Source organism: Pigmentiphaga soli (assembly GCF_039541095.1).
GTDB lineage: Bacteria > Pseudomonadota > Gammaproteobacteria > Burkholderiales > Burkholderiaceae_B > Pigmentiphaga > Pigmentiphaga soli.
This window is the reverse complement of the sequence record NZ_BAABFO010000026.1, coordinates 14,122-37,601: the sequence shown is the minus strand read 5'-3', so window position 1 is coordinate 37,601 and position 23,480 is coordinate 14,122. Positions and strand designations below refer to the sequence as shown.

Genomic DNA, 23,480 nt, shown 5'->3' with positions numbered 1-23,480 from the left:
GCTCCTCTTGTTTGACAGGCCCATTCTGCGCTGCCATAATTAAAAGCTTCGGGTCGTTAGCTCAGCTGGTAGAGCAGCGGACTTTTAATCCGTTGGTCGTGGGTTCGAATCCCGCACGACCCACCATTTCAAAAGGCTTCGCTCGTCGAAGCCTTTCTTCCTTCAATGACTAGCTCACTGTTGATCACGGGGGGCGCCGGATACATCGGCTCGCATACGCTGGTAGAGCTGATCGCGACCGGGCACCGGCTTGTCGTTCTGGACAATTTCTCCAACAGCTCGCCCAAAGTCCTGCGCCGGGTGGAAGAATTAACCGGTACCCAGATAGAGCACGTGCCCGGCGATATTCGGGATGCCGCCACGCTGGATACCGTATTCCAGCGGGCTGCCGATGCCGGGTATCCGGTCGATTGCGTCGTACATTTCGCCGGGCTCAAGGCGGTGGGCGAGTCGCACCGCGATCCGCTGGGCTATTACGATAATAACGTCCGGGGCAGCCTGGTCCTCCTGCAGGCGATGGACCGGGCCAATATTGAAAAAATCGTATTCAGTTCTTCGGCCACGATATACGGGCCAGGTACGCTGCCCTACGTGGAAGATTGCGTGTCGGCCCCCGCCAATCCCTATGGCAGGACCAAGGCGGTCGTGGAACAATTGCTGCGCGACTGGTGCGGCGCAGGCGCCAGGCGAACCGCCATCAATCTCCGGTATTTCAATCCCATCGGCGCCCATGTCAGCGGCCGTATCGGCGAGGCACCGCGCGGAACGCCGAACAATCTTTTCCCGTATATCACGCAGGTCGCCGTCGGCAAACGGGACAAGCTGGTCGTTTTCGGCAATGACTATCCCACCGTCGACGGGACCGGGGTGCGCGACTATATTCATGTCGTCGACCTCGCCATCGCCCACGTCCGGGCGGTCGACTACGCCCGCCGGTCGGCACCGGGCTGCACCGCCTTCAACCTGGGAACCGGCCGCGGCACCAGCGTCCTCGAGCTTATCGGCATGTTCGAAAAGACAACGGGCGTGAAGATTCCGTACGAGATCCAGTCCAGGCGCCCCGGCGACATCGCGGAGGCATGGGCCGATCCCACGCTGGCCCAGAAAACGCTGCAATGGGCCGCATCCCGGGGCGTTGAAGAAATGTGCCGCGATGGATGGCGGTGGCAGTCGCAGAATCCGGATGGCTACGGCGATTGACCCGGCTTGCGGCGCAGCCCGCATCGCCATCTTGATGTGTACCTACAACGGCCGGCATTTCCTCGAAGAACAACTCGAGTCAATTGCCCAGCAGCGCTATCGGCACTGGTGTCTGTGGGTGTCGGACGACGGATCCACCGACGGTACGGCTGAACTATTGGCTCGTTATCGGGCAACGTGGGGTGCCGACAAGATCCATATACTTAAAGGGCCATCCTGCGGGTCCGTGGCGAATTTCATGTTTCTCATTCGCCATCCTGGCATTACAGCCGACCTTTATGCCTACGCCGACCAAGACGATGTATGGCTGCCGCACAAGCTGGAGCGGGCCGCGGCGTGGTTTGACTCGCAACCGCGCAGCCGGCCGGCGCTTTATGGCACCCGAACTGAGCTAATCGACGCGCAAGGCCATAGCCTGGGATTGTCGCCCCTATTTACACGACCGCCCGACTTTCGCAATGCGCTGGTACAGACCATGGCGGGAGGCAATACTATGGTCATCAATCAGCTGGCGCGGCACTTGCTGATGCAGCTTCCTCACGACACCCTGCCGTCGTACCACGACTGGTGGACTTACATGGCGATCAGCGCGGTAGGAGGTGGACTACACTACGATCCGCGTCCTTCGCTACGCTATCGACAGCACGGCAATAACCTGAACGGCGAAAACCGCAGTTTCAGAGAACGGATGCGTCGCCTGGCCATGCTTTTGCGCGGCGATCTGCGTACTAACAACACGACCAACCTGCGCGCGCTCCGCGCCTTAAATGCGAACCTCCCGCCGGAACACAAAGACGTGCTGTGCCATTACGAAATGGTGCGCGAGGGAAATCTCCTGCAACGTCTGTACGCTCTGGCTCAGAGTGGCATTTATCGCCAATCGCGAACGCAGCAGCCTGCGCTCTATCTGGCGGCGGCGCTGCGCAGGCTATAAGATCAGCGTAACCCCAAGCGGATCATCAATTCGCCCCACAGCGTTTGGTTGCGGGCAGAACCCTTCTTCCGCAGCTCAAGGATGATCGCTTCCACCAATTCAGGCTCCACCCGGCCTTCTAGCGCCATCCGTATTTGCGGTAGGTCGAAAATCTCATGGTAGTACACGTCCCGCTTTAAAAACGGGGCGTCGAACATAGTAATCAATTGCAAACCCACTGAATGAGGGATGCTGCTTGCCTCCAACCGCTTCCGGAGTTCGTCAATTAGCACCAGGCTTCGCTCTTCGCCGTCAGGCTCCATCGAAAGAAGCGAACGCTTAAGCGGACCGAAGAAAGGATCCGAAAGCAGGTGAAAAATCCGGGGTAGTTGGAAATCCGAGCTGAAAGCCGCCAGGAATTGCTCGGTGAGGCGCTCTTTTGAATAGATAATTCGAATATTCTTCGCTTGCCGATAGAGCACCTTGCTTAGACCACACTCCCCCTTGCGGATGGCGTGAAAGCGCGAATTGTACCGGCGGTATTTCGTCCAGTAAGCGCGACAGGCCGGAGAACAGAACACGGAGGTGGCGATTTCGATGAAGAACGATCCGATGTGCCGGGCGGTCTCGGAATTCTCGCACAGGCCCACCACGTCGGCCCTTTTCACTGCCTCCTCCAGTTCACGTGTGAACTGTTCGGTAGCGCCGATCGGAAAAAAGATGCTGTCATTGACCATCAAGACTCGGTCGTATTCTGCAATCGCGTCGAATCCGATTGCCAGAATGGCATCACAGAACGATCCGAAATCGCGTCCGAAGTTGGGCCTTTTGATTCGGAAGCGGCAAAGAGAATCCAGCATCTTCTCTTGATCCGGTGGCAAATCGTGCGGGATGGAAATCGCGACGTCGTAGCCCAATGAAATGAGATACTGTAGTTCCCGAACCACGAAGGTAGAGAGCCCTCGGGGCTGGAAAATGGCGAAGAGGGCGAGTTTGTTCGAACGCCTGGGCCCCGTCTTGACCAGCTTTCCTCGCTTCAGGTGATTGAACGTCCAATATTGCAACCGGTCCAGGATCCAGACGATGAGCCTATGAATCGACGTGACCCGAATAAGTCTGGAAAGCCGGGCGATCAACTGCTGGCGAGTCATGAAATGGCGGGTCCTCAGTTAGACAGGCAGCCGAGCCGCTGCGTCATTCAGTTTTATAGACTTTTTGAGAGGTACCAACGTCGGAACGAAGCTTGATGATACGTTCCACGTCGGCATCGCCTTGCTGGGAGTCGCGCGCGGCAAATAGCGCACGCCCGCGCTCGTCCACTCCCGCAGCAGGCTGACATAGATAATAGACGGCAAAACTCTTCCGGAAAATATCCTCCGGCTGGGAAAGCGGACGGCTCATGCCATGCCACGAATTCTGGGTAGTGTCGAACAATACCGCGCGGTTGAATCTAGGCTGCACCTCCTTCTGCAAGACGCCCGGTCGCCGCTTCTGTTCATCATGGTCCCACAGGCCGAGATAACCGCCATGTTCAGCCTGCAGCCGTTCGGACAGATAGATGATGATGTTCAACTTGCGCTGGAGTCCCAGCTTGGGATGAAGAGAATAATCAAGATGGGGATTCAGGTTGCCGCCAGTGGCATGCATATGCCACCCTCCTCCGTGGAGGCCATTGTCGGCGTACAGCCGGATATCGAGAACCGGCTCGATGAGCGAGATGAATTCGCGTGAATTCAGATATGAAAACGCTTGGTACGTGAGCTTCGGGAAGGCATTCCAGTCGTTGAGGGCCTTTTTATCCTCGATCGGATTTTTGTAATAAAACCACTTCTCGCTATCATACGGCAGGAATTCTGCCTCCAACGCACGGGCCAGTTCTGGATCGAAAAAGTTATCGATGACGCAGTGGTCAAAAGGCTCCGCATTCCTGAAGCTTTGCAAGCCCGCGGCAAGCGCCTGTTTGTTGATCATTCTATAGCCTCTTACAGAATTTCGTCCGAAACGACGCGCCCGTGCTCCAGCCTTATGACCCGGTTGCATACGCGTTCAATGAGTTCGGGCTGATGGGACGCCAGCACCAGGATCCGCGCCTTGGCTATGACCTCTTCCAGGCGCCGGCTGGCCTTTTCCTGGAAGGCGGCGTCGCCCACCGACAGCCACTCATCCATCAGGAGGATGTCGGCCTCGACCGACGTCGAAATCGCGAACCCCAGCCGCATCCGCATGCCGCTGGAATAGGTCCTGATCGGCAAATTGAGATACTCGCCCAGACCGCTGTGCTCGGCAATGCTGTCCATGCGGCTACGCATCGCCGAGGGGGGAATGCCAAGATAGACGCCGCGCAGCAGGATATTCTCGTACCCCGACGCCTCATCGTCCATTCCGAGCGACACGTCGAGCAGGGAGGCGACGTGGCCTGTCATCGAGGCGGCACCGGCGGTAGGCGCGTACACGCCCGCCAGTACCTTGAGCAGCGTGCTCTTTCCCGACCCGTTGTGCCCAAGCAGGCCCAGCTTGCAGCCGGCCGGGATGTCCAGATTGATGTCGTCGAGCGCACGTATCACGGTCAGCTTGCGGGAGGAAGCCGCGAAGCGCCCGCCGGTGCCCAGGCTGATCAGCGAGCTCTTCAACGAGCGATTGGGCGTCCCGTAGAGCGGGAAATCGATGCTGACGTTGCGCAGAGTGATGGAGGCCATACCGTTGTCAAAGCCAGAAAGTGATGCGCAGCCGGTATCGCCCGAACAGCAGAAGCGCCACTGCCGAGGATACGACCATGATCAGGATGGCCCCGATCCATACCTGCAGGCCGCCGGTACTGCCGAACAGAGGCTGGCGGACGATCTCGATCAAATAGTAAACCGGATTCAGCCGGACGATCAGCGCCCGCATCCCCCCGCCGAGGATGTCGGCCTTCCAGAAAATCGGCGAAAGGAAAAAGAGTATCTGCAAGACCGACGACACGACTTGATTCAAGTCACGGAAACGGGTGCAGAGAACGCCGATCGTCAGCGACATCGAGAACAGCGTGATCGTGAGGATGACGAAACCCGGTATCAGCAACAGGACATTGGCCGAGAAGTTGAACCCGAACACCAGGAAGGTCACCGCGATGATCACCGCATTGTGTGCGAAGATGATGATGTTTCTTGTCAGGATGCGCAGCACACAGGATGTCAGCGGGATCCTGACCTGACGCAGGATATTCTCGAACTGGGTGAAAGAAGTCACCGCCTCGTTGATCTGGCCGGAGAACAGAAGCCAGAACACCTGCCCCACGGCAAAGTGGGGCAGGTAATCCGAAATGCTGCTCTTGAATATGCCGGCATAAAGAAAACCCATCGATGCCACCAGGATGCCGGTACTGATCGTTACCCACCAGGGCCCGAGAGTGGACCGGCGGTAACGCAGTCTTATGTCCTGCAGTCCAGCCCACAGCCAGAGCTGCGACTGAATCATCGATTGCCGAAAATCCTCGAAAGCCGAATATAGAAAAGACATAGAATGAAAAGCGATCCCTCGGGACGCCGGCTAGATTTCCTGCATGCAAAGGCGCAGGGCCTCGCGCCAGTCGGGAGCCGAGAGCCCGAAGGTCTGCCGGAAGCGGTCGCCGGCCAATCTGGAATTGGCGGGACGCCTGGCCGGAACAGGATATTCTGAAGACGGAATGCGCGTGACCGCGGGCGCGGCGGCGGCATGCTGCCGGGCAAAGATCTCTTCGGCAAAATCCGCCCACGATGCGGCCCCGGAGGCCGTCAGGTGGTAGATGCCGCTCCGCTCGGCGGCCCATTGCGCGAAGCGTTCCGCATCGCGCGGACCCTGGGCAATGGCATGCGCGGTCAACGTCGCGATCGTCCGCGCCCATGTGGGCGCCCCGATCTGGTCGGCGACGATCCTGAGCGAGGCCTGTTTCTGCGCCAGGCGCAGCATCGTCAGCAGGAAATTGGCCCCTCGGCGGCTGTACACCCAGCTGGTACGGAAGACGAAATGCGGCACGCCCGATTCCGCCAGCGCCCGCTCACCCGCCAGTTTAGACGCGCCATAGACGTTCAAGGGCGCAGTGGCGTCCGACTCGATATACGGCCCTGCCTTGGACCCGTCGAACACATAGTCGGTCGAATAATGGATGACGGTCGCATTCAGCAGCCGGGCCTCTTCGGCCAGCACCGCGGGCAAACCGGCATTGAGGTGGTGAGCCGCTGCGGCGTCGGTCTCGGCCCGGTCGACGGCGGTATAGGCGGCGGGGTTGACGATCAGGTTCGGGCGCAGATCGCGCAGGAACGATCGGACCTTCGCGAAATCCGAAAGATCGAGCTCGGCGCGCAACGGCGCACAGATCCGCCCCAATCCTTGCAGGGAACGCACAAGTTCGAAGCCGACCTGGCCGTTGGCGCCGGTAACGAACACGACAGGCTCAGCCATGATGCGCGCGCTCATTCGAACAAGTCCGCGTCCGCCAGCAGCGGCGCCCGCGCATCCTTTTCCGCCAGCAGCGGCGTGCCGGAAAACTGCCAGTCGATCCCGATGGCCGGATCGTTCCACAACACGCTGCGTTCGTGATCGCGATACCAGTAGTCGGTGGTTTTATACAGAAATTCCGCATGGTCCGACAGTACCAGGAAACCATGGGCGAAGCCTTCCGGCACCCATAGCTGGCGCTTGTTTTCGGCGGACAGCCTGACGCCGACCCAGCGGCCGAAGGTGGCGGAACTCTTGCGCAGGTCCACCGCCACATCGAGCACTTCGCCGAGCACCACCCGGACCAGTTTCCCCTGGGGATGCCTGATCTGATAATGCAGCCCCCGCAACACCCCATGCGAGGATCGCGAGTGGTTGTCCTGGACGAATTCGACGCTGCGTCCGATGGCCTGTTCGAATTCCCGGCTATTGAAGCTCTCGAAAAAAAACCCCCGGGCGTCGCCGTAGACCGCAGGCTCGATGATCTTGACGTCCGCCAGCGCGGTATCGACTACTTTGATGACCATAACACCTTGTCGCGAAGTATATTCAGCAGATACTTGCCATAGCCGTTCTTGGCCAAGGGTTGCGCGAGACTGCTCAACTGATCGGCGTCGATCCATCCGAGCCGGAAAGCGATCTCTTCGGGACAGGCCACGACCAGCCCCTGGCGCTTTTGCAACGTGGCGATGAACGTGGCGGCCTCGATCAGGGAATCGTGCGTTCCCGTGTCGAGCCAGGCATATCCGCGCCCCATGATCTCTACGTTCAACCCGCCTTGCTCGAGGTATTTGAGATTCACGTCGGTGATCTCGTATTCTCCGCGCGGCGACGGCCTGACTTCGGCCGCGATATCGCAAACCCGATTATCGTAGAAATACAGCCCCGTCACGGCATAGTTGGAACGGGGGGTGAGCGGCTTTTCTTCGATCGACAGCGCCCGGAATTCGCGGTCGAACTCGACCACGCCATAGCGCTCCGGATCCTGGACATGATAGGCAAACACCGTCGCGCCGTCGGCCCGCGCATTGGCGCGATCCAGTTGCTTGACGAGTTCGTGGCCGTAGAAAATGTTGTCGCCCAGGATGAGGGCCGACGGATCGTTGCCGATGAAGTGACGGCCGATGACGAAAGCTTGCGCCAGGCCGTCGGGCGACGGCTGCGCGGCGTACTGGAGATTGATTCCCCACTGGCTGCCGTCTCCGAGCATCGCCTCGAAGCGCGGCAGATCGGCGGGAGTGGAGATGAGAAGGATGTCCCTGATGCCCGCGATCATCAGCGTGGAAAGCGGGTAGTAGATCATGGGCTTGTCGTACACCGGCAGCAATTGCTTGGATACGACATGCGTCAACGGATACAGGCGCGTGCCGGACCCGCCGGCGAGGATGATGCCCTTGCGGCTCATGCGGCGACCCCCGCCGACCGGTCGGCATAATTCAGTTCGACCCATTTGCGATAGTCGCCCGATTTCACCCCGTTCACCCAGTCTTGGTTGGCCAGATACCATTCGACCGTCTTGCGCAGCCCCGTCTCGAACGTTTCCATGGGACGCCAGCCTAGGCTGCCCATGATTTTCCCGGCGTCGATCGCATAGCGGCGGTCATGCCCCGGCCGGTCGGTCACGAACTGGATCAGTTCCCGATACGATCCCTTGGGGGCGGGCTTCAATTCGTCCAGCAGGTCGCACAAGGTATGCACCACCTCGAGGTTGCTCTTCTCATTGCAACCTCCGACGTTGTAGGTTTCTCCGGCCGCTCCGTTCGCCAGCACTTCCCTGATTGCCGAACAATGGTCGGCCACGTAAAGCCAGTCCCGGATGTTCTGTCCGTCGCCATACACGGGCAATGGCTTGCCGCTCAAGGCGTTGTCGATCATCAACGGAATGAGCTTTTCGGGGAACTGCAGCGGCCCATAATTGTTGGAACAATTGGTGGTGAGGACAGGAAGTCCGTAGGTATGGAAGTAGGCCCTTACCAAATGATCCGAACCCGCCTTGGACGCCGAATAAGGGCTGTTTGGCGCATACGGCGTGGTTTCCGTAAAGGCCGGATCGGCCGGGCCGAGCGAGCCGTAGACTTCGTCGGTGGAAACGTGGAGAAACCTGAAGGCTTCACGCCGCTCTGCGGGCAGGGAGACGAAATAGGCCTTCGCCGCCTCCAGCAATGTGAAGGTACCGACGACATTGGTCTGCACGAACTCGGCCGGGCCATGGATCGAGCGGTCCACATGGCTTTCCGCGGCGAAATGGAGTACGGCGCGAGGCTGGAAAGTGGCCAACAGGTCGTCGACCACCTGACGGTCGCAAATATCGGCCTGCACGAACTTGTGCCGATCGTCCCCTTGCAGGCTCCTCAACGAGCCGAGATTGCCTGCATAGGTGAGCTTGTCCACATTGACGACCGGCTCGGACGTAGAACGCAGCCACTCCAGAACGAAATTTGCACCGATGAAGCCGGCGCCGCCCGTGACCAGAATCATGAACAACCCTTTCTTAAAAGCGACAGTATCGAGGTCGAGGCGCCCGCGATGGCGCATCTTCGATAAGCGGAGAACCGGCCCACATGCGCCACAATGCCAATCTGGCGCGCCGCAGTGCCATCGCACCGCCATCGGGACACGGCTCTCGGGGATCCAGGGGGCAACAATCGCCAGCGGCAGCAGAGCGTCGGTAGTCGCGTATCTTAGCCGTTTTCCAGGCCCTCACCAACTGACGGCGAGGCTCTCAGGGGCACGCCGACCGCGCTGCGCTGATGAGACGGCACGATCTGTTGCAGTGTGATTCAATTAGGCCTGAACAGAGTGCCGAGCCTGGCCGCGATGACGGCGGCCGCGCCGCTACGTGACCGCCGGAGGCCGTGTCGTGCTTCATCCCCCGCCATCGGAAGGCGCCTTCCCCGAAGCCGTCCGGCTTCCGGTGCCCGAAACGTTGTACCGCAACGCCCTCGAGTCCCTTCCCTGCGGCGCCTTCGTCTGCGACGCCCGCGGCATCTTCCGCCTGGTCAACCCCGCCTACGAACGGCTCACCGGCTACTCCGCCGCCGAACTCGTCGGCTGCCGCAGCTTCGAATCCCTGCACGACCCCGCCGAACTGGCGCGCCGCCGCGGCCAGCTGCTGTCGCGCCCCGAACTGGCCGGCACCGCGCTGGCGGGCGGCCCCTTCGGCGCCGACCTCGGTCCCGACTCCGACTGGATCTACGTCCAGCGCAACAATACCCGCATCCACGTATCGCTGGCGCTGTCGCAACTGAAAGACACACTCGGCCAGCCCGCCGGCTACGTCGGCGTCGTATTCGACAACACCCGCCGCGCCCGCCACGAGGCGCGCCTGTGGTACCTCTCCTACCACGATCCGCTCACCGGTCTGCCAAACCAGAGCCAGCTGGAAGAACACCTGGGGCTGACGATCCAGCGGCGCAGGGCCAGCGGCGAGCCGGTGCTGCTTACCTTCCTCGAGATCGACAACCTGCGCAAGCTGTACGACACGCTCGGCCAGCCCGCCGCCGAAGTGGCCGTGCGGCAGATCGCGCAGCGCCTGCGCGAGGCCTGCGAATCGCACCAGATGCTGTGCCTGGTGGGCGGCACGCAGTTCGCGATCGTGTCGGCCGGCACGGCCCGGCTCGAGCCGCAACGCGAAGCGGCCCTGCTGGCCGCCGCCAGCGAGCCGATCGATTACCTGCGCACCGCGCTGCACCTGACGGCCAGCATCGGCAGCAGCGCCTTCCCCGATTCGGGCGACGAACCCGGCACGCTGATGCGCCGCGCGCAGCTCGCGCTGAGCGCGGCGCGCACCGAAGGCGGCAATTGCGCGCGCCATTTCGACTTCAGCATGCAGACCCGGTCCGCGCACCGGCTCGACATCGAAGTGCTGCTGCGCGAAGCGCTCGCCAAGCAGCAGTTCTGGCTCGCCTTCCAGCCGCAGGTCAACCTCGCCACCGGCCGCATCATGCTGGCCGAGAGCCTGCTGCGCTGGCGCCATCCGGTGCGCGGCGCGATCGGCCCGGCCGAGTTCATCCCGGTGGCCGAAGAGATGGGCCTGATCCTGCCGATCGGCGAATGGGTGCTGCAGAACGCCTGCCGCCAGGCCGCGCGCATGGTTTCCAAATTCGGCACCGCGCCGCGCATCGCCGTCAACGTATCGCCGGTACAGTTCCGCCGGCAGGACGTGCTGGGCGTGGTCCGCCAGGCGCTCGACGCGGCCGCGCTCGATCCGCGCCATCTCGAAATCGAAATCACCGAAGGCGTGCTGCTCAACGACACCGAGCACGCGGTGGCGACACTGTCCGGCCTGCGCGAGATGGGGGTCGAGATCGCCATCGACGACTTCGGCACCGGCTACTCCAGCCTGTCATACCTGACCCGCTTCCAGGTCGACCGCATCAAGATCGACCGCTCGCTGGTCAACGCGATGACCTCGGTACGCAACGGCGACGCCATCGTCAGCGCCATCATCGCCATGGCCCATGCGCTGGACATCCGCGTCACCGCGGAAGGCGTGGAAACGCAAGCCCAGGCCGAACGGCTGCGGGCGCTGGGCTGCGACGAAGCGCAGGGCTATTGGTTCAGCCGGCCGCTGACGCCGCAGGCGCTGGAAAATACGCTGGCGCCAGTGGGCGCCTGACCCCGTCCCCAAAGCACCGGAGATAAAGCATGGAATTCCGACAACTCGGCCGCTCCGGCCTCAAAGTCCCCGCCCTCAGCCTCGGCACCGGCACCTTCGGCGGCACCAACCAGTTCTTCCAGCGCTGGGGCCAGACCCAGGTCGACGAGGCGACCCGCATGGTCGACCTCTGCCTGGACCACGGCCTGAACTTCTTCGACACCGCCGACACCTATTCGCAAGGCGCCGCGGAAGAGATCCTGGGCCAGGCGCTCAAGGGCCGGCGCGATCGCGTGCTGATCTCCACCAAGGGCACCTTCCCGACAGGCGATGGCCCCAACGACAAGGGCTCTTCGCGCTTCCACCTGATCCAGGCCTGCGAGGCCAGCCTGAAGCGCCTGCAGACGGACCACGTCGATCTCTATTTCATTCACGGCTTCGACGCCCTGACGCCGGTGGACGAAACGCTGCGCGCGCTGGACGACCTGGTCACGGCCGGCAAGATCCGCTACATCGGCGCGTCGAATTTCTCCGGCTGGCATCTGATGAAGTCGCTGGCCACGTCCGAGAAGTACGGCCTGGCGCGCTACGTGGCCTACCAGGGCTATTACTCGCTGGTGGGGCGCGACTATGAATGGGAGCTGATGCCGCTGGCGATCGACCAGGGCGTGGGCACCATGGTGTGGAGCCCGCTGGGCTGGGGCCGGCTGACGGGCAAGATACGCCGCGGCCAGACCGGGCAGGGCCGCATCGCGGCGGGCGGCGCGCAGGGCGGGCCGCCGGTTGCTGACGAGAAGCTGTATGCCGTGGTGGACGTGCTCGACGAGATCGCCAAGGCCCGCGGCAAGACCATTGCGCAGGTGGCGCTGAACTGGCTCCTGCAACGGCCCACGGTGGCCAACGTGGTGGTGGGCGCGCGCAACGAAGAACAGCTGGCGCAAAACCTGGGCGCGGTGGGCTGGTCGCTCGACACCGGCGAGATCGCCAGGCTGGATGCCGCCAGCAAGACCACGCCGGCCTATCCCTATTGGCACCAGATGGGCTTCGACGAGCGCAATCCGAAGCCGACCGCGTGGTAGCGTCCGCACCGGAATTTTGTGCGAAAGAGTAATCGCGCGGCTTCAACATGAGGCCGCGTCGATAACATTGCGATCGATGACACTCCGTCCGGCGCCAGCCGGAACCACAAGGAGGTTCGATCCGATGTCCAAGCCTGGCATTTCCGCGCCTCGGCGCATGTTCCTGCGCACCGCCCTGGCCAGCGCGCCCGCCGCGCTGGCGGCCGCCGGCGCCGCCGATGTGCTGGTCCCGGCCCAGGCCGCCGAAAACCCGCCCCCCTACACGCCGAAGTTCTTCCAGGAACCCCACTGGAGCACGCTGCAGCGGCTGGTAGACGTGCTGATTCCGCCCGGCGACGAAGGCCCGGGCGGGCTGGAAGCCGGCGTGGCCGAATTCATCGACCAGCAGATGGATACGCCCTACGGCCAGGGCAAGCTCTGGTACATGGACGGCCCGCACGATCCCAAGGCGCCGGGCAACATGGGCTACCAGCTGCCCTATGCGCCGCGCGATCTCTACCCCAAGGCCCTGGCCGCGTTCGAAGCGGCCGTGCGGCAGGCCCACGGCAAGCCCTTCGCCGAACTCGACGCCGACGCCAGGGAAGGGGCCGTGTCCGATCTCGAACAGGGCAAGCTCGCGCTGACCGACGACATTCCGGCCGCGGCGTTCTTCGCGCTGCTGCTGCAGAACGTGCACGAAGGCTATTTCTGCGATCCGGTACACGGCGGCAACAAGGGCATGGCGGCGTGGAAGATGGTGGGCTTTCCCGGCGCGCGCGGCGATTACTACGACTGGGTCGACCAGTACAGCAAGAAGTATCCGCTGGGCCCCGTTTCGATCCGCTAAGCAAGGCATTCATTCCCATGGCAGACACAACGATGAAGCCGACCGACGTCGTGATCGTCGGTTTCGGCTGGACGGGCGCGATCATGGCCAAGGAGCTGACCGAGGCCGGCCTGGCGGTGGTGGCCCTGGAGCGCGGCGCCTACCGCGACACCTATCCCGACGGCGCCTATCCGAAAACGATGGACGAACTGCCCAATCTTCAGCGCTGGAAGCTGTTCCAGAACCTGAACCAGGGCTCGTTCACCTTCCGCCACCGCCCGGGCGACACGGCCCTGCCCTATCGGCAGATCGGCGCCTTCAAGCCGGGCGCCGGCGTGGGCGGCGCCGGCCTGCACTGGTCGGGCCAGCACTGGCGCGTGCTGCCGGAAGAACTGCGCATCCGCAGCTACTACGAAGAGCGCTACGGCAAGAACTTCATCCCCGCCGACATGACGATCCAGGACTGGGGCATCACCTACGAGGAACTCGAACCCCACTTCGACTTCGTCGAGAAGATGATGGGCACCTCCGGCGGCGCCTATCGCGTCAAGGGCAAGGTGGTGAACCTGCAGGGCAACCCGTTCGAGGCCGACCGCTCCGACGATTACCCGCTGCCGCCGCAGAAAGACCACTACGCGGCCACGCTGTTCAAGGCGGCCGCGCGCGAGGTCGGCCTGCATCCGTTCTCGGAGCCGTCGGCCAACGCCTCGCAGCCCTACACCAACCAGTACGGCTGCCAGATGGGCCCCTGTACCTTCTGCGGCTACTGTTCGGGCTACGCCTGCTACAACTATTCCAAGGCCTCGCCGCAGGTCAACATCATGCCTGCGCTGCGCCGGGAAAAGAACTTCGAGCTGCGCCCCGACAGCCACGTGCTGCGCATCGAGCTGGACAGCGACCGCAAGCGCGCCACCGGCGTCACCTACCTGGACGCCTCGGGCAAGACGGTGTTCCAGCCGGCCTCGATCGTGATCGCCAGCACCTTCGCCTACAACAACGCGCGGCTGTTCCTGCTGTCGGGCATCGGCAAGCCCTACGATCCGGTCACCGGCACCGGCGTGGTGGGACGCAACCTGGCCTACCAGACCATGGCGACCATCCAGCTGTTCTACGAGCCCGGCAAGAACACCAATATGTTCATCGGCGCCGGCGGCAACGGCGTGGCGGTGGACGACTACAACGAGTTCGGCTACGACCGCGGCCCGCTGCAGTTCGTGGGCGGCTCGCCGGCGTGGTGCAACCCGGCCGGCGCCAAGCCCATCTCGGGCATCCCGGTGCCCGAGGGCACGCCGGCCTGGGGCCGCAAGTGGAAGGCGGCGGTGCGCGACAGCTTCCTGAACTACGCGTCGTTCGACATGCACGGCACCAATATGGTCTACCGCGACGTCTATCTCGATCTCGACCCGACCTACAAGGACGCCTACGGCCAGCCGCTGCTGCGCTTCACCTTCGACTGGAAGGACAACGACATCCGCATGAGCCGCTACGTGACCGGCCGCATGATGGAAGTGGCGCGCGCGATGAACCCGAAATCGATCAAGGTCACCCAGAGAAACTTCGGCGATGCCTTCGACCTGCGCCCCTACCAGACCACGCACTGGGCCGGCGGCGTGGCGATGGGCGCCGATCCGGCCACCAGCGTGGTCAACCGCTATCTGCAGAGCTGGGACGTGCCCAATGTATTCGCGGTGGGCTCGGGCGTGTTCCCGGTGGGCCTGGGCTACAACCCTACCGGCATGGCGACCGCGCTCGCGTACTGGTCGGCCAAGGCCATCCGCGAGCAGTACCTGAAACAGCCGCGCCCGCTGGTGGACGCCTGAAAGCGAGCCGACGATGAAACCCTTCCTGCGTAGGTCCATCCCGGCGCTGGCGGCTGCGGCGGTCATCGTGGCTGTTGCCGCCACCGGCCATGCCCAGCCCACCTCGGGCTCCCAGCCCATCGCGGTGGGCCGCGCCCTGCCCAACGTCAGCCTGCCGCCGCACGTGCCGCCGGCCACGCCCACGCCGGATCCCGACCTGCCCGCCTCGGCGGGCAAGGACGTGCTGCAGGGCGCCTACCTGGCGCGCATCGGCGACTGCACCGCCTGCCACACCGCCAGGAACGGCGCGCTGTTCGCGGGCGGCCTGCCGCTGGCGTCGCCGATCGGCACCATCTATTCCACCAACATCACGCCCGACAAGGAACACGGCATCGGCGACTGGAGCTACGACGATTTCGCCCGGCTGATGCGGCGCGGCATCAGCAAGGACGGCCACACCGTCTACCCCGCCATGCCCTACCCTTCGTATTCGCGCCTGACCGACGACGACCTGCGCGCGCTCTACGCCTATTTCATGCAGGGCGTGAAGCCGGTGGCCCAGGCCAACAAGAAGAACGACATCCCGTGGCCGCTGTCGATGCGCTGGCCGCTGGGCATATGGCGCACGCTGTTCGCGCCCAGGCCCGAGCCGTTCGCCGGCGATGCCGGCGCCGACGCGCAGATGCTGCGCGGCGCCTATCTGGTGCAAGGGCTGGGCCACTGCGGCAGCTGCCATACGCCGCGGTCCTTCACGATGAAGGAAAGGGCGCTGACCGACCGCGACGGCACCGCCTACCTGGCCGGCGGCCAGATCGTCGACGGCTGGACGGCGCCGTCGCTGCGCAACGAGCACGGCGGCGGCCTGGGCGACTGGAACGAGGCGGAGATCGTGGAGTTCCTGAAGACCGGCCGCAACGGGCGCACGGCTTCCTTCGGCGCGATGAACGAGGTGGTGCACGATTCCTTCCAATACCTGACCGATACCGACCTGGCCGCCGTCGCCAAGTACCTGAAGTCGCTGGCGCCCGCCAATAACGCCGCGCCCTACCGGTACGACCCGGCCGTCGCCCAGCAGCTCTACGAGGGCCATCCCGCCTCCACCGGCGCCCAGCTCTACCTGGACCGCTGCGCCGCCTGCCACCGCTCCAACGGCACCGGCAACGGCAAGGCCTTCCCCGCGCTGGCGGGCAACCCCATCCTGCAGACGGCCGATCCCACCTCGGCCATCCACATCGTCCTGTCGGGCAGCAGCCAGCCCTATACCGAGGCCGCGCCGTCCATGCTGACCATGGCGCCGTATGCCGACATTCTTTCCGACCAGCAGATCGCCGACGTGGTGACCTTCATCCAGCAGAGCTGGGGCAACCGGGGCGGCACGGCCACGGCGGACCAGGTGGCCAAGGTGCGCAAGACGGCCACGCCGGTGGAAGCGCCGCCGCCGGTGGGCCGGCGCGGCGACCGGCCGTAGCGGATGCCGGCTGGCGGCGCTCGCAAGCATCAATCGACGATGGCGGCGCCGAATGCCGATGTCGGCCTTGCCCTCGTTCTTGAAGGAATAGACGAGACTGGGCCTGAACCCACACGCGGCGGTACTGGAGATGAAATCGTCGCAAAACCGGTACAGCGCGTGGGATTTCTACCGGCCGGCTCTCGCCAGCGTCCTGCGTGCCTGCAGCACCACCGGCGCGTCGACCATCTTGCCGTCCAGCCGCACGGCCGCGCCTGCCGATGCCGCATCGGCTTCCAGAACCCGCCGCGCCCATGCCAGTTCGTCATGGCCAGGTTGCATCGCCTGGTGCACCACCGCAACCTGGCGCGGATGGATGCACAACTTCCCGCCGAAGCCGAATCGCAGCGCGCGGCGCGTGTCCCGGCGCAGGGCATCGTCATCGTCGATCGACACCGTTACGCCGTCCACCGCGGGGGCCAGCCCGTGGCATCTCGTGGCGACGGACACGGCAAAGCGAAGCGGAGCCAGCTCGGCCTGGTCCTCCGAGCACCCCATGCCCGTGTCGGCCTGGAAGTCTATATGGCCCACCACCAGCCGCAGAACGCCCTGGGCGGCGGCGATGTCGGCGAGCGAGCCATAGGCAGCCGCCGATTCGATCAGAGGCAGGATTGCCGCGCCCGGCGCCGACGACAGCACGGCACCGAGCATCGCGCCGCTGTCGGCCTTGGGTACCATGATGCCCGCCGGGGCCTCCAACCTTGCCAGCCAGCGCAGATCCTCGCGGCCTTGCGGCTCGGCTGGCGTGTTGATGCGGATTACCAACGGTACGCCCGCGTTGCGCAGCGCCGGCCACGCATCGTCGATAGACGCTCGGGCGCTTTCTTTTTCGGCCGGGGGCACGGCGTCTTCGAGGTCGAATACCACGGCATCCGCGCCGCTCTTTACCGCCTTGTCGAAACGTTCGGGCCGGTTGCCCGGCACGAAAAGAAAAGTCCTGGCGTCAGCCAGCGGGGTCGGGGCGGTGCGCATCGCGTCTCCTATGCCGTGCCTTCCCGGCAGAGGGCGTCGATGGCGTCCGGGGCGTAGCCCAGCTCTCGCAAGATCGCCTCCGTATGTTCGCCCAGGTCCGGCACGGCTTCCATTTTCGGCGCATACGCGGGATTCCTTCCAGGCGGCAGCAAGGCCGGGATCGGGCCTTGGGGAGTGTCCACCTGGACCCAGCGCCGGCGCGCCTCCAGTTGGGGATGCTGCCAGATGGCCCGCATATCGTTGACGCGCGCATTGGCGATCTGGGCCTCTTCCAGCCGCTGCACGACCTGGCTGGCCGTAAGCGGAGAGAACGCATCCAGAATCAGGCGCCGCAACGCCTCTCGATTGGCCGAGCGGCGCGTGTTGGACGAGAATCGTTCATCGGTGGCCAGTTCGGGCCGTTGCAGCACCGTCTTGCAGAAGGCCTCCCATTCCCGCTCGTTCTGCAGGCCCAGCATGACGGCCACGCCGTCGCCGGCGGAAAACGGACCGTACGGATAAATGGTGGCATGCGACGCGCCTGTCCGCGCCGGCGGCGGAGCGCCATCGAAAGCATAGTAGAGGGGAAAGCCCATCCACTCGACCATGCTTTCGAGCATCGATATATCGATGCTGCTGCCCAGGCCGGTCCTGCCCCGCTGGATGATCGCGGCCATGATGCCCGTGTACGCATACATGCCGGCGGCGATGTCGGCGATGGAACAGCCCGCCTTGACCGGCTCGTCGCCGGTGCCCGTGACCGACAAAAAGCCCGATTCGCTCTGGATCAACAGGTCGTAGGCCTTCTTGTCGCGATAAGGCCCGTCCTCGCCATAGCCGGAAATGTTGCACACGATCAGGCGTGGATGCCTTTCGCGCAAGGCATCGAAAGACAGACCCAGCCGGTCGGCGGCGCCGGGCGCAAGGTTCTGGACCAGCACATCGGCTTTTCCGAGCAACCGGTCCAGTACGTCCGATGCCAGCGGATGCTTGAGGTCCAGCGCCAGGCTTTCCTTGGAGCGGTTGGCCCAGACGAAGTGCGAGGCCATGCCTCGTACCCGGTCGTCGTAGGCGCGGGCGAAATCGCCCGTGCCCGGGCGTTCGATCTTGATTACGCGCGCGCCGAGATCGGCAAGCTGCCGGGTGCAGAACGGCGCCGCGATGGCATGTTCCAGCGTGACTACCGTCACGCCATCCAATGGACGGGACATGGCGCACTCACCTCAGAACGATCGTGGCATGCCAAGCACGTGCTCGGCCACATAGGCATAAATCAGGTTGGTGGAAACCGGCGCCACCTGGTAGAGCCTCGTCTCGCGGAATTTCCGTTCTACGTCGTACTCATTGGCGAAGCCGAAGCCGCCGTGCGTCTGCAGGCAGACATTGGCCGCCTCCCAGCTCGCCTTGGCCGCCAGGTACTTGGCCATATTGGCCTGCGCACCGCAGCTCTGGTGCGCATCGAAGCGCCGCGCCGCCTCGAAACGCATCAGGTTGGCCGCCTCCACCTCGATGAACGCATCGGCGATCGGGAACTGCACGCCCTGGTTCTGACCGATCGGACGGTCGAACACCACCCGTTCACATGCGTATTTCCGGGCCTTTTCTATGAACCAGTAGCCGTCGCCGATGCATTCGGCGGCGATCAGCGTTCGTTCGGCGTTCAAGCCATCCAGGATGTAGCGAAACCCCTTGCCTTCTTCGCCGATCAGGTTCTCTTCCGGTATTTCGAGATTCTCGAAGAACAGTTCGTTGGTCTCGTGATTCACCAGATTGGGAATCGGGCGAACCGTCAGCCCTCGCCCGATGGCCTCATGCAGGTCGACGATGAAGATCGACATTCCCTCCGACTTCTTCCGTACCTGGGCCAATGGCGTGGTGCGCGCGAGCAGGATCATCAGGTCGGAATGCTGAACCCGCGAAATCCATACCTTCTGGCCATTGACCACATAGCGCCCGTCTTTCTTGACGGCGGAGGTCTTGATGCGGGTCGTGTCGGTACCCGTGGTCGGCTCGGTCACGGCCATCGACTGGATACGCAATCTGCCGGCGGCTATGTCGGGCAGGTACTTCTCTTTCTGGGCCGCGCTGCCGTTGCGCAGCAAGGTTCCCATGTTGTACATCTGGCCATGGACGGCGCCCGCGTTGCCGCCGCAACGGTTGATCTCTTCCATGATGACGGTGGCTGCCGTCAATCCCAGGCCGGCGCCGCCGTACTGTTCCGGGATCATTGCGGCAAGCCAGCCGGCGTCGATCAGCGCGTCGACGAATTTTTCGGGATACCCCTTTCTGGCGTCGACTTCGCGGAAGTATTCATCGGGGAACTGCCGGCACAGCTGGCGCACCGCGTCGCGGATTTCCTGATACTGGTCGATTTCGTTGAACATGATGAAGATTTCCTATACGGACTCAGTCCAGCGTCGCCGACGCGTCCATCGCCAAATGCCCTTCTGCCGACCGGGCCCAGAGCCGGACGGTCTTGTCGCTTTCGAGCCGGCCGCACACGCAGAAGGGAGCGTTGTCGAACAATGGGCTCGCGGCACGAAACCCGAAAGAGGAAACGCGCGCCTGCGGCAGTTCGCGGCGCAGCAGGTCCAGCAGCAGCGTGGCGATCAATGGGCCATGCACCACCAATCCAGGGTAGCCCTCGGTCTGGATCGCATAAGGACGGTCATAATGAATGCGGTGCCCGTTGAAGGTCAATGCGGAATAGCGGAACAGCAGCACCGGGTCGGGCAGGACATCGCGCCTCCATGAGCAATTCTCCGGTGCGGCCGCAGGCACGGTGGCGGCCTCTCCGGGCTTCTGCGCCTGGCGATAGACGATGTCCTGCCGCTCGGCGATCGCCAGCCGCCCCTCGGCATGAATCTCGTGGTCGATGTTGACGAACACGAGCGGGCCGGTGCGGCCGGCCTTCATGCTGACGTCGGAAACGCGGGAAATGCGCAGCAGCGGCTGCCCCACGCGCAGCGGCTGGTGGAACCGCAGCCGGCTGCCGGCCCACATGCGCCGCGGCAACGGTACCGGCGGCAGCATGCCGCCTCGCCGGGGATGGCCGTCGGGGCCGATTTCCGACTGGCGGACCACGGGCAGAAAGTACAGCCAGTGCGAGCCTGGCGGCAGCTCGCCAGGCCGGGCCGTGGCCGCATCATCGCTGTCGAGCGTTGCCGCAAGCGCCCTGAGCGGCGCCGGCGTCGCCACGTCCTCAAGCGTTTCGGTACGACCTATCCAGCCGCGAAGATGGTCGATGTCCAACCGCATCCTGTTGCCCCCTGGATGAACAATGCCTGCCTATCTGAACAATGCCTGCCTATCCTCCTGCCTTTGCGTCCCGGAGGGGGATGCATGCGGATCGGCAAGCACATTCTGACCAGTCGCTCGCTATCTGTGAAATACTTGTTCGAGCTAGTCGATATAGGTTTTTGACTTAGCCCATCTTCGGGCGGGGAATATGGAATTCCGGCAGTTTCGCTATTTTGTGGCCGTGGTGGAGGCCGGCAGCCTGCTCAAGGCGTCGGCCAGGCTGCATGTGGCCCAGCCGGCCCTGGGCCAGCAGATCATGGCCCTGGAGCGGGAACTGGGCACCCAGTTGTTCGACCGGTCCAGCCGGGGCATGGCCCTGACCGAATCGGGAAGGCTATTCCTGGCTCATGCCCAGATCGTGCTGGCCGACGCCGAACGCGCCCGCCTGGCGGTACGCGAGTCCGTCGACCTGCCGCGCGGCGACGTCGCCCTGGGCCTGCCTACCACGGTGGCCCTGGTCGCCACCTTGCCGATTCTCCAGGCGTGCCGGGAAAGACTGCCGCACGTCCGGCTGAAGCTGGTGGAGGCTTATAGCGGGTTCCTGCGCGAATGGCTGCTATCGGGCCGGCTCGACATCGCCTTTCTGTATGGCGACATGTCCGAACCTGGGCTGGCCAAGCAGCTGCTTCTCGACGACCGGCTCATGTTCGTGACCCGTGCCGACGGCACGCGCCTACCCAGGCGGCTCTCCCTGCAGGCGCTCGCGCGCTGGCCGTTGGTCCTGCCCGGCGTGGAGCATGGATTGCGCCGCCAGATCGACGCGGCATGCGCGCCGCTCGGGCTGCAATTGAACGTGGTGGCGGAGATCGAGTCGCTGGGAAGCGTAAAGCGCGCCGCCGAAGTCGGCATAGGCAGCACTATCCTGCCCTTGGGGTCCGTAGCCGAAGAGGTCGCAGCCGGAAGCCTGCGCGCGGTACGGATCGACGATCCTGGCATGCTGCGCCGGATGGTATGCGCCACCAATATAGGCCGGCCCCAGACATTGGCCGCGACCGCGGTATTGACGCTGGTGCGCGAGGTCGTGCGCGACATGACGATTTCCGGCGCCTGGCCTGCCCGTTGGCGCGGCACCGCGGAAACGGCGCCGGACCGCCCATAAGGCGACGGTCAGCCGTTTTCGCCCGCGGGCGCGGCGGGTTCATGAGGCCCGCTATCCTGAGGGACGTCGGCCTGAGCCAGCGTCTGCGCCGGCCCCGGCATCACCCGCTCTTCGCTCAGCACGCCGGGCAGGTGCGCGCGCGGCGGCAAGGCGCGACCGCGCGCATGCTTGGGCAGCGCATCGGACGAGGTCCACTGCGGATCCGGTATCTCGGAAAACACCTGGCGCAGCCGTTCGCCCCAGGTGGACGAGATCATGCGGAAATAGGCGTTGTCGTTGTCCAGCATCGCGAACTTGGTCACCCGCAGCGTATCGCGATGGTAGACCAGCAGGTCGAGCGGCAGGCCCACCGACACATTGGACCGCAGCGTCGAATCCATCGAGATCAGCGCGCATTTGGCGACTTCGTCGAGCGGCGTGGAAGGCTCGATCACGCGATCGATGATCGGCTTGCCGTACTTCGCCTCGCCGATCTGGAAATAGGGATTCATGGTCGACGCTTCGATGAAATTGCCCGCCGCGTAGACCTGGAACAGCCGCATCCCCTGCCCGGCGATCTGCCCGCCCAGCAGGAAGCTGCAATTGAATTCGATGTTGAAATCATGGAGGGCGCCCGCATGGACGCGGTGTACCTCGCGTACCGCGTCGCCCACCAGCTGGGCCGCCTCGAACATGGTGCGCACCGTCCACAGCGTGGGCCGGTCGGGCTCGGGCGGGTCGGTCAGGATCTGCACCACCGACTGGGTCAGCGACAGGTTGCCGGCCGTCATCAGCACCAGCACGCGCTCGCCCGGCTGCTCGAACACGGTCATCTTGCGAAAGGTGCTGACGTGGTCGATGCCGGCATTGGTGCGCGTGTCGGACAGGAACACCAGGCCGTCGCTGACGCACATTGCGACACAGTAAGTCATGCTGAAGTTACGTTCGTTGGGGTCAAACGCCTAGTTTAGCCGCTTCACTGGTCGCAGCGACCGCCTACGCTGACGTCCACCGCCATCGATTCGCCGCCGCCGCCCACCCGCATGCCGCGCACCGGCGCGGCGGCGTCGTAGTCGCGGCCGACGGCGATGCGGCAATAGTGTTCGCTGGCGAAGCGGGCATGCAGCGCGTCCACCGACACCCAGCCCGAGTCGCCCAGCCAGACGTCGGCCCAGGCATGGCTGGCGGCCTGCGACACGTCGCCGGCGTCGATGTAGCCGCTGACGTAGCGCGCCGGCAGGCCGAGCGTGCGGCAGCAGGCGATCAGCAGGTGGGCGTAGTCCTGGCACACGCCCTGGCCCAGCGCCAGCGCCTGAGCGGCGGTGCTGCCGACCTCGGTGATGCCGGGCTGGTAGGCCATGCGCTCGCCGATGGCGGCGGCCAGGTCGAGCAGGCGGGCCGGCGTATCGAGCCCGTCGAAACGCGAGGCCAGCGCCCGGATCGCGTCGTCGGGCTCGGTCAGCCGGGTGGCGCAGGTGAAATGTTCCAGCGGGATGCGGCCGGGCCCTTCCAGCAGGCGGCCGTCGCGCAGCGGCGTGGTGTCGACCTCGCCGCGCACGGCGAAGGAAATCTCGGTGGTCGGGCGCATCAGCACCAGGGTGCGCACCGTGTTGCCGTAGGCGTCGATCGAGGCGTCGAGCTTGCCCGGCGCCGAGAAATCCCAGTCCACCACAACCTGGCTGGGCGTCGACACCGGCACCAGCCGCAGCTGCTGGATCGAGTACTGGACCGGACTGTCGTAGCGGTAGGACGTGACGTGGCGGATCGACATGCGCATGGCGGCACTACCTTGTAGT

At 64.0% G+C, this 23,480-nt stretch carries 22 protein-coding genes and 1 tRNA gene; 9 read left to right on the top strand and 14 right to left on the bottom strand.

The window, feature by feature from the left end:
• The first annotated feature begins 50 nt into the window (after positions 1-50).
• The 3 genes from ABD927_RS20535 to ABD927_RS20525 all read left to right on the top strand — a co-directional run bounded on the left by ABD927_RS20535 (position 51) and on the right by ABD927_RS20525 (position 2,134).
• Positions 51-126: transfer RNA gene (locus ABD927_RS20535), tRNA-Lys, on the top strand.
• 39 nt (positions 127-165) lie between these two features.
• Entirely contained in the window at positions 166-1,200 is a 1,035-nt protein-coding gene (gene galE / locus ABD927_RS20530; protein ID WP_345251729.1) for a UDP-glucose 4-epimerase GalE, read from the top strand.
• Complete coding sequence (locus tag ABD927_RS20525; RefSeq protein WP_345251728.1) at positions 1,184-2,134, top strand: glycosyltransferase family 2 protein; 951 nt, start codon at positions 1,184-1,186, stop codon at positions 2,132-2,134. The genes galE and ABD927_RS20525 overlap by 17 nt, the downstream gene beginning before the upstream one ends.
• Before the next feature lie 2 nt (positions 2,135-2,136).
• Here the strand turns inward: ABD927_RS20525 and ABD927_RS20520 are convergent, their stop codons facing one another.
• The 8 genes from ABD927_RS20520 to rfbB form a co-directional block, all read right to left on the bottom strand.
• On the bottom strand, positions 2,137-3,264 hold the full coding sequence (locus ABD927_RS20520; RefSeq protein WP_345251727.1) for a rhamnan synthesis F family protein: 1,128 nt from the start codon (positions 3,262-3,264) through the stop codon (positions 2,137-2,139).
• A 43-nt stretch (positions 3,265-3,307) separates the two neighbouring features.
• Positions 3,308-4,084, bottom strand: coding sequence for a 2OG-Fe(II) oxygenase (locus ABD927_RS20515; RefSeq protein WP_345251726.1), 777 nt, complete (start codon positions 4,082-4,084; stop codon positions 3,308-3,310).
• An 11-nt stretch (positions 4,085-4,095) separates the two neighbouring features.
• A complete protein-coding gene (locus tag ABD927_RS20510) occupies positions 4,096-4,809 on the bottom strand; it encodes an ABC transporter ATP-binding protein (RefSeq protein ID WP_345251725.1) in 714 nt (237 codons plus the stop codon).
• Between the two features lie 7 nt (positions 4,810-4,816).
• Positions 4,817-5,569 (bottom strand): ABC transporter permease, encoded by a 753-nt coding sequence (locus ABD927_RS20505; RefSeq protein ID WP_345251724.1) that lies wholly within the window; start codon positions 5,567-5,569, stop codon positions 4,817-4,819.
• Positions 5,570-5,641: 72 nt separating this feature from the next.
• The gene (gene rfbD, locus ABD927_RS20500) at positions 5,642-6,547 is read right to left on the bottom strand and encodes a dTDP-4-dehydrorhamnose reductase (protein ID WP_345251723.1); all 906 of its coding nucleotides are present in this window, start codon (positions 6,545-6,547) and stop codon (positions 5,642-5,644) included.
• A complete protein-coding gene (gene rfbC, locus ABD927_RS20495; RefSeq protein ID WP_345251722.1) occupies positions 6,544-7,095 on the bottom strand; it encodes a dTDP-4-dehydrorhamnose 3,5-epimerase in 552 nt (183 codons plus the stop codon). The genes rfbD and rfbC overlap by 4 nt, the downstream gene beginning before the upstream one ends.
• On the bottom strand, positions 7,080-7,973 hold the full coding sequence (gene rfbA / locus ABD927_RS20490) for a glucose-1-phosphate thymidylyltransferase RfbA (RefSeq protein WP_345251721.1): 894 nt from the start codon (positions 7,971-7,973) through the stop codon (positions 7,080-7,082). Before rfbA ends, rfbC begins: the two co-directional genes overlap by 16 nt.
• Positions 7,970-9,046, bottom strand: coding sequence for a dTDP-glucose 4,6-dehydratase (gene rfbB / locus ABD927_RS20485; RefSeq protein WP_345251720.1), 1,077 nt, complete (start codon positions 9,044-9,046; stop codon positions 7,970-7,972). The genes rfbA and rfbB overlap by 4 nt, the downstream gene beginning before the upstream one ends.
• A gap of 382 nt (positions 9,047-9,428) precedes the next feature.
• Between rfbB and ABD927_RS20480 the strand changes: the two genes are divergently transcribed.
• The 5 genes from ABD927_RS20480 to ABD927_RS20460 all read left to right on the top strand — a co-directional run bounded on the left by ABD927_RS20480 (position 9,429) and on the right by ABD927_RS20460 (position 16,316).
• Positions 9,429-11,186, top strand: coding sequence for a putative bifunctional diguanylate cyclase/phosphodiesterase (locus ABD927_RS20480; RefSeq protein ID WP_345251719.1), 1,758 nt, complete (start codon positions 9,429-9,431; stop codon positions 11,184-11,186).
• A gap of 29 nt (positions 11,187-11,215) precedes the next feature.
• Complete coding sequence (locus tag ABD927_RS20475) at positions 11,216-12,244, top strand: aldo/keto reductase (RefSeq protein WP_345251718.1); 1,029 nt, start codon at positions 11,216-11,218, stop codon at positions 12,242-12,244.
• A gap of 124 nt (positions 12,245-12,368) precedes the next feature.
• Positions 12,369-13,070, top strand: a complete 702-nt coding sequence (locus ABD927_RS20470) for a gluconate 2-dehydrogenase subunit 3 family protein (RefSeq protein WP_345251717.1) — start codon at positions 12,369-12,371, stop codon at positions 13,068-13,070.
• A gap of 17 nt (positions 13,071-13,087) precedes the next feature.
• Positions 13,088-14,869: a GMC family oxidoreductase gene (locus ABD927_RS20465; protein WP_345251716.1), complete on the top strand. Its 1,782-nt coding sequence runs from the start codon at positions 13,088-13,090 to the stop codon at positions 14,867-14,869.
• A 13-nt stretch (positions 14,870-14,882) separates the two neighbouring features.
• Positions 14,883-16,316 carry a c-type cytochrome gene (locus tag ABD927_RS20460; RefSeq protein ID WP_345251715.1) on the top strand — a complete coding sequence of 478 codons (1,434 nt, stop codon included), beginning with the start codon at positions 14,883-14,885 and terminating at the stop codon, positions 16,314-16,316.
• A gap of 168 nt (positions 16,317-16,484) precedes the next feature.
• Here the strand turns inward: ABD927_RS20460 and ABD927_RS20455 are convergent, their stop codons facing one another.
• The 4 genes from ABD927_RS20455 to ABD927_RS20440 are packed head-to-tail and all read right to left on the bottom strand — an operon-like array spanning position 16,485 to position 20,564.
• On the bottom strand, positions 16,485-17,327 hold the full coding sequence (locus tag ABD927_RS20455) for an HpcH/HpaI aldolase/citrate lyase family protein (protein WP_345251714.1): 843 nt from the start codon (positions 17,325-17,327) through the stop codon (positions 16,485-16,487).
• Positions 17,328-17,335: 8 nt separating this feature from the next.
• The gene (locus ABD927_RS20450; RefSeq protein WP_345251713.1) at positions 17,336-18,517 is read right to left on the bottom strand and encodes a CaiB/BaiF CoA transferase family protein; all 1,182 of its coding nucleotides are present in this window, start codon (positions 18,515-18,517) and stop codon (positions 17,336-17,338) included.
• Between the two features lie 12 nt (positions 18,518-18,529).
• Positions 18,530-19,690, bottom strand: a complete 1,161-nt coding sequence (locus tag ABD927_RS20445) for an acyl-CoA dehydrogenase family protein (RefSeq protein ID WP_345251712.1) — start codon at positions 19,688-19,690, stop codon at positions 18,530-18,532.
• Positions 19,691-19,712: 22 nt separating this feature from the next.
• A complete protein-coding gene (locus tag ABD927_RS20440; protein WP_345251711.1) occupies positions 19,713-20,564 on the bottom strand; it encodes an HTD2 family dehydratase in 852 nt (283 codons plus the stop codon).
• Between the two features lie 190 nt (positions 20,565-20,754).
• Between ABD927_RS20440 and ABD927_RS20435 the strand changes: the two genes are divergently transcribed.
• On the top strand, positions 20,755-21,705 hold the full coding sequence (locus tag ABD927_RS20435; RefSeq protein ID WP_345251710.1) for a LysR family transcriptional regulator: 951 nt from the start codon (positions 20,755-20,757) through the stop codon (positions 21,703-21,705).
• An 8-nt stretch (positions 21,706-21,713) separates the two neighbouring features.
• On the opposite strand, the gene ABD927_RS20430 is transcribed toward ABD927_RS20435, so the two are convergent.
• On the bottom strand, positions 21,714-22,616 hold the full coding sequence (locus tag ABD927_RS20430) for a proteasome-type protease (RefSeq protein WP_345251709.1): 903 nt from the start codon (positions 22,614-22,616) through the stop codon (positions 21,714-21,716).
• A gap of 44 nt (positions 22,617-22,660) precedes the next feature.
• Complete coding sequence (locus ABD927_RS20425) at positions 22,661-23,461, bottom strand: transglutaminase family protein (RefSeq protein ID WP_345251708.1); 801 nt, start codon at positions 23,459-23,461, stop codon at positions 22,661-22,663.
• Between the last annotated feature and the right edge of the window lie 19 nt (positions 23,462-23,480).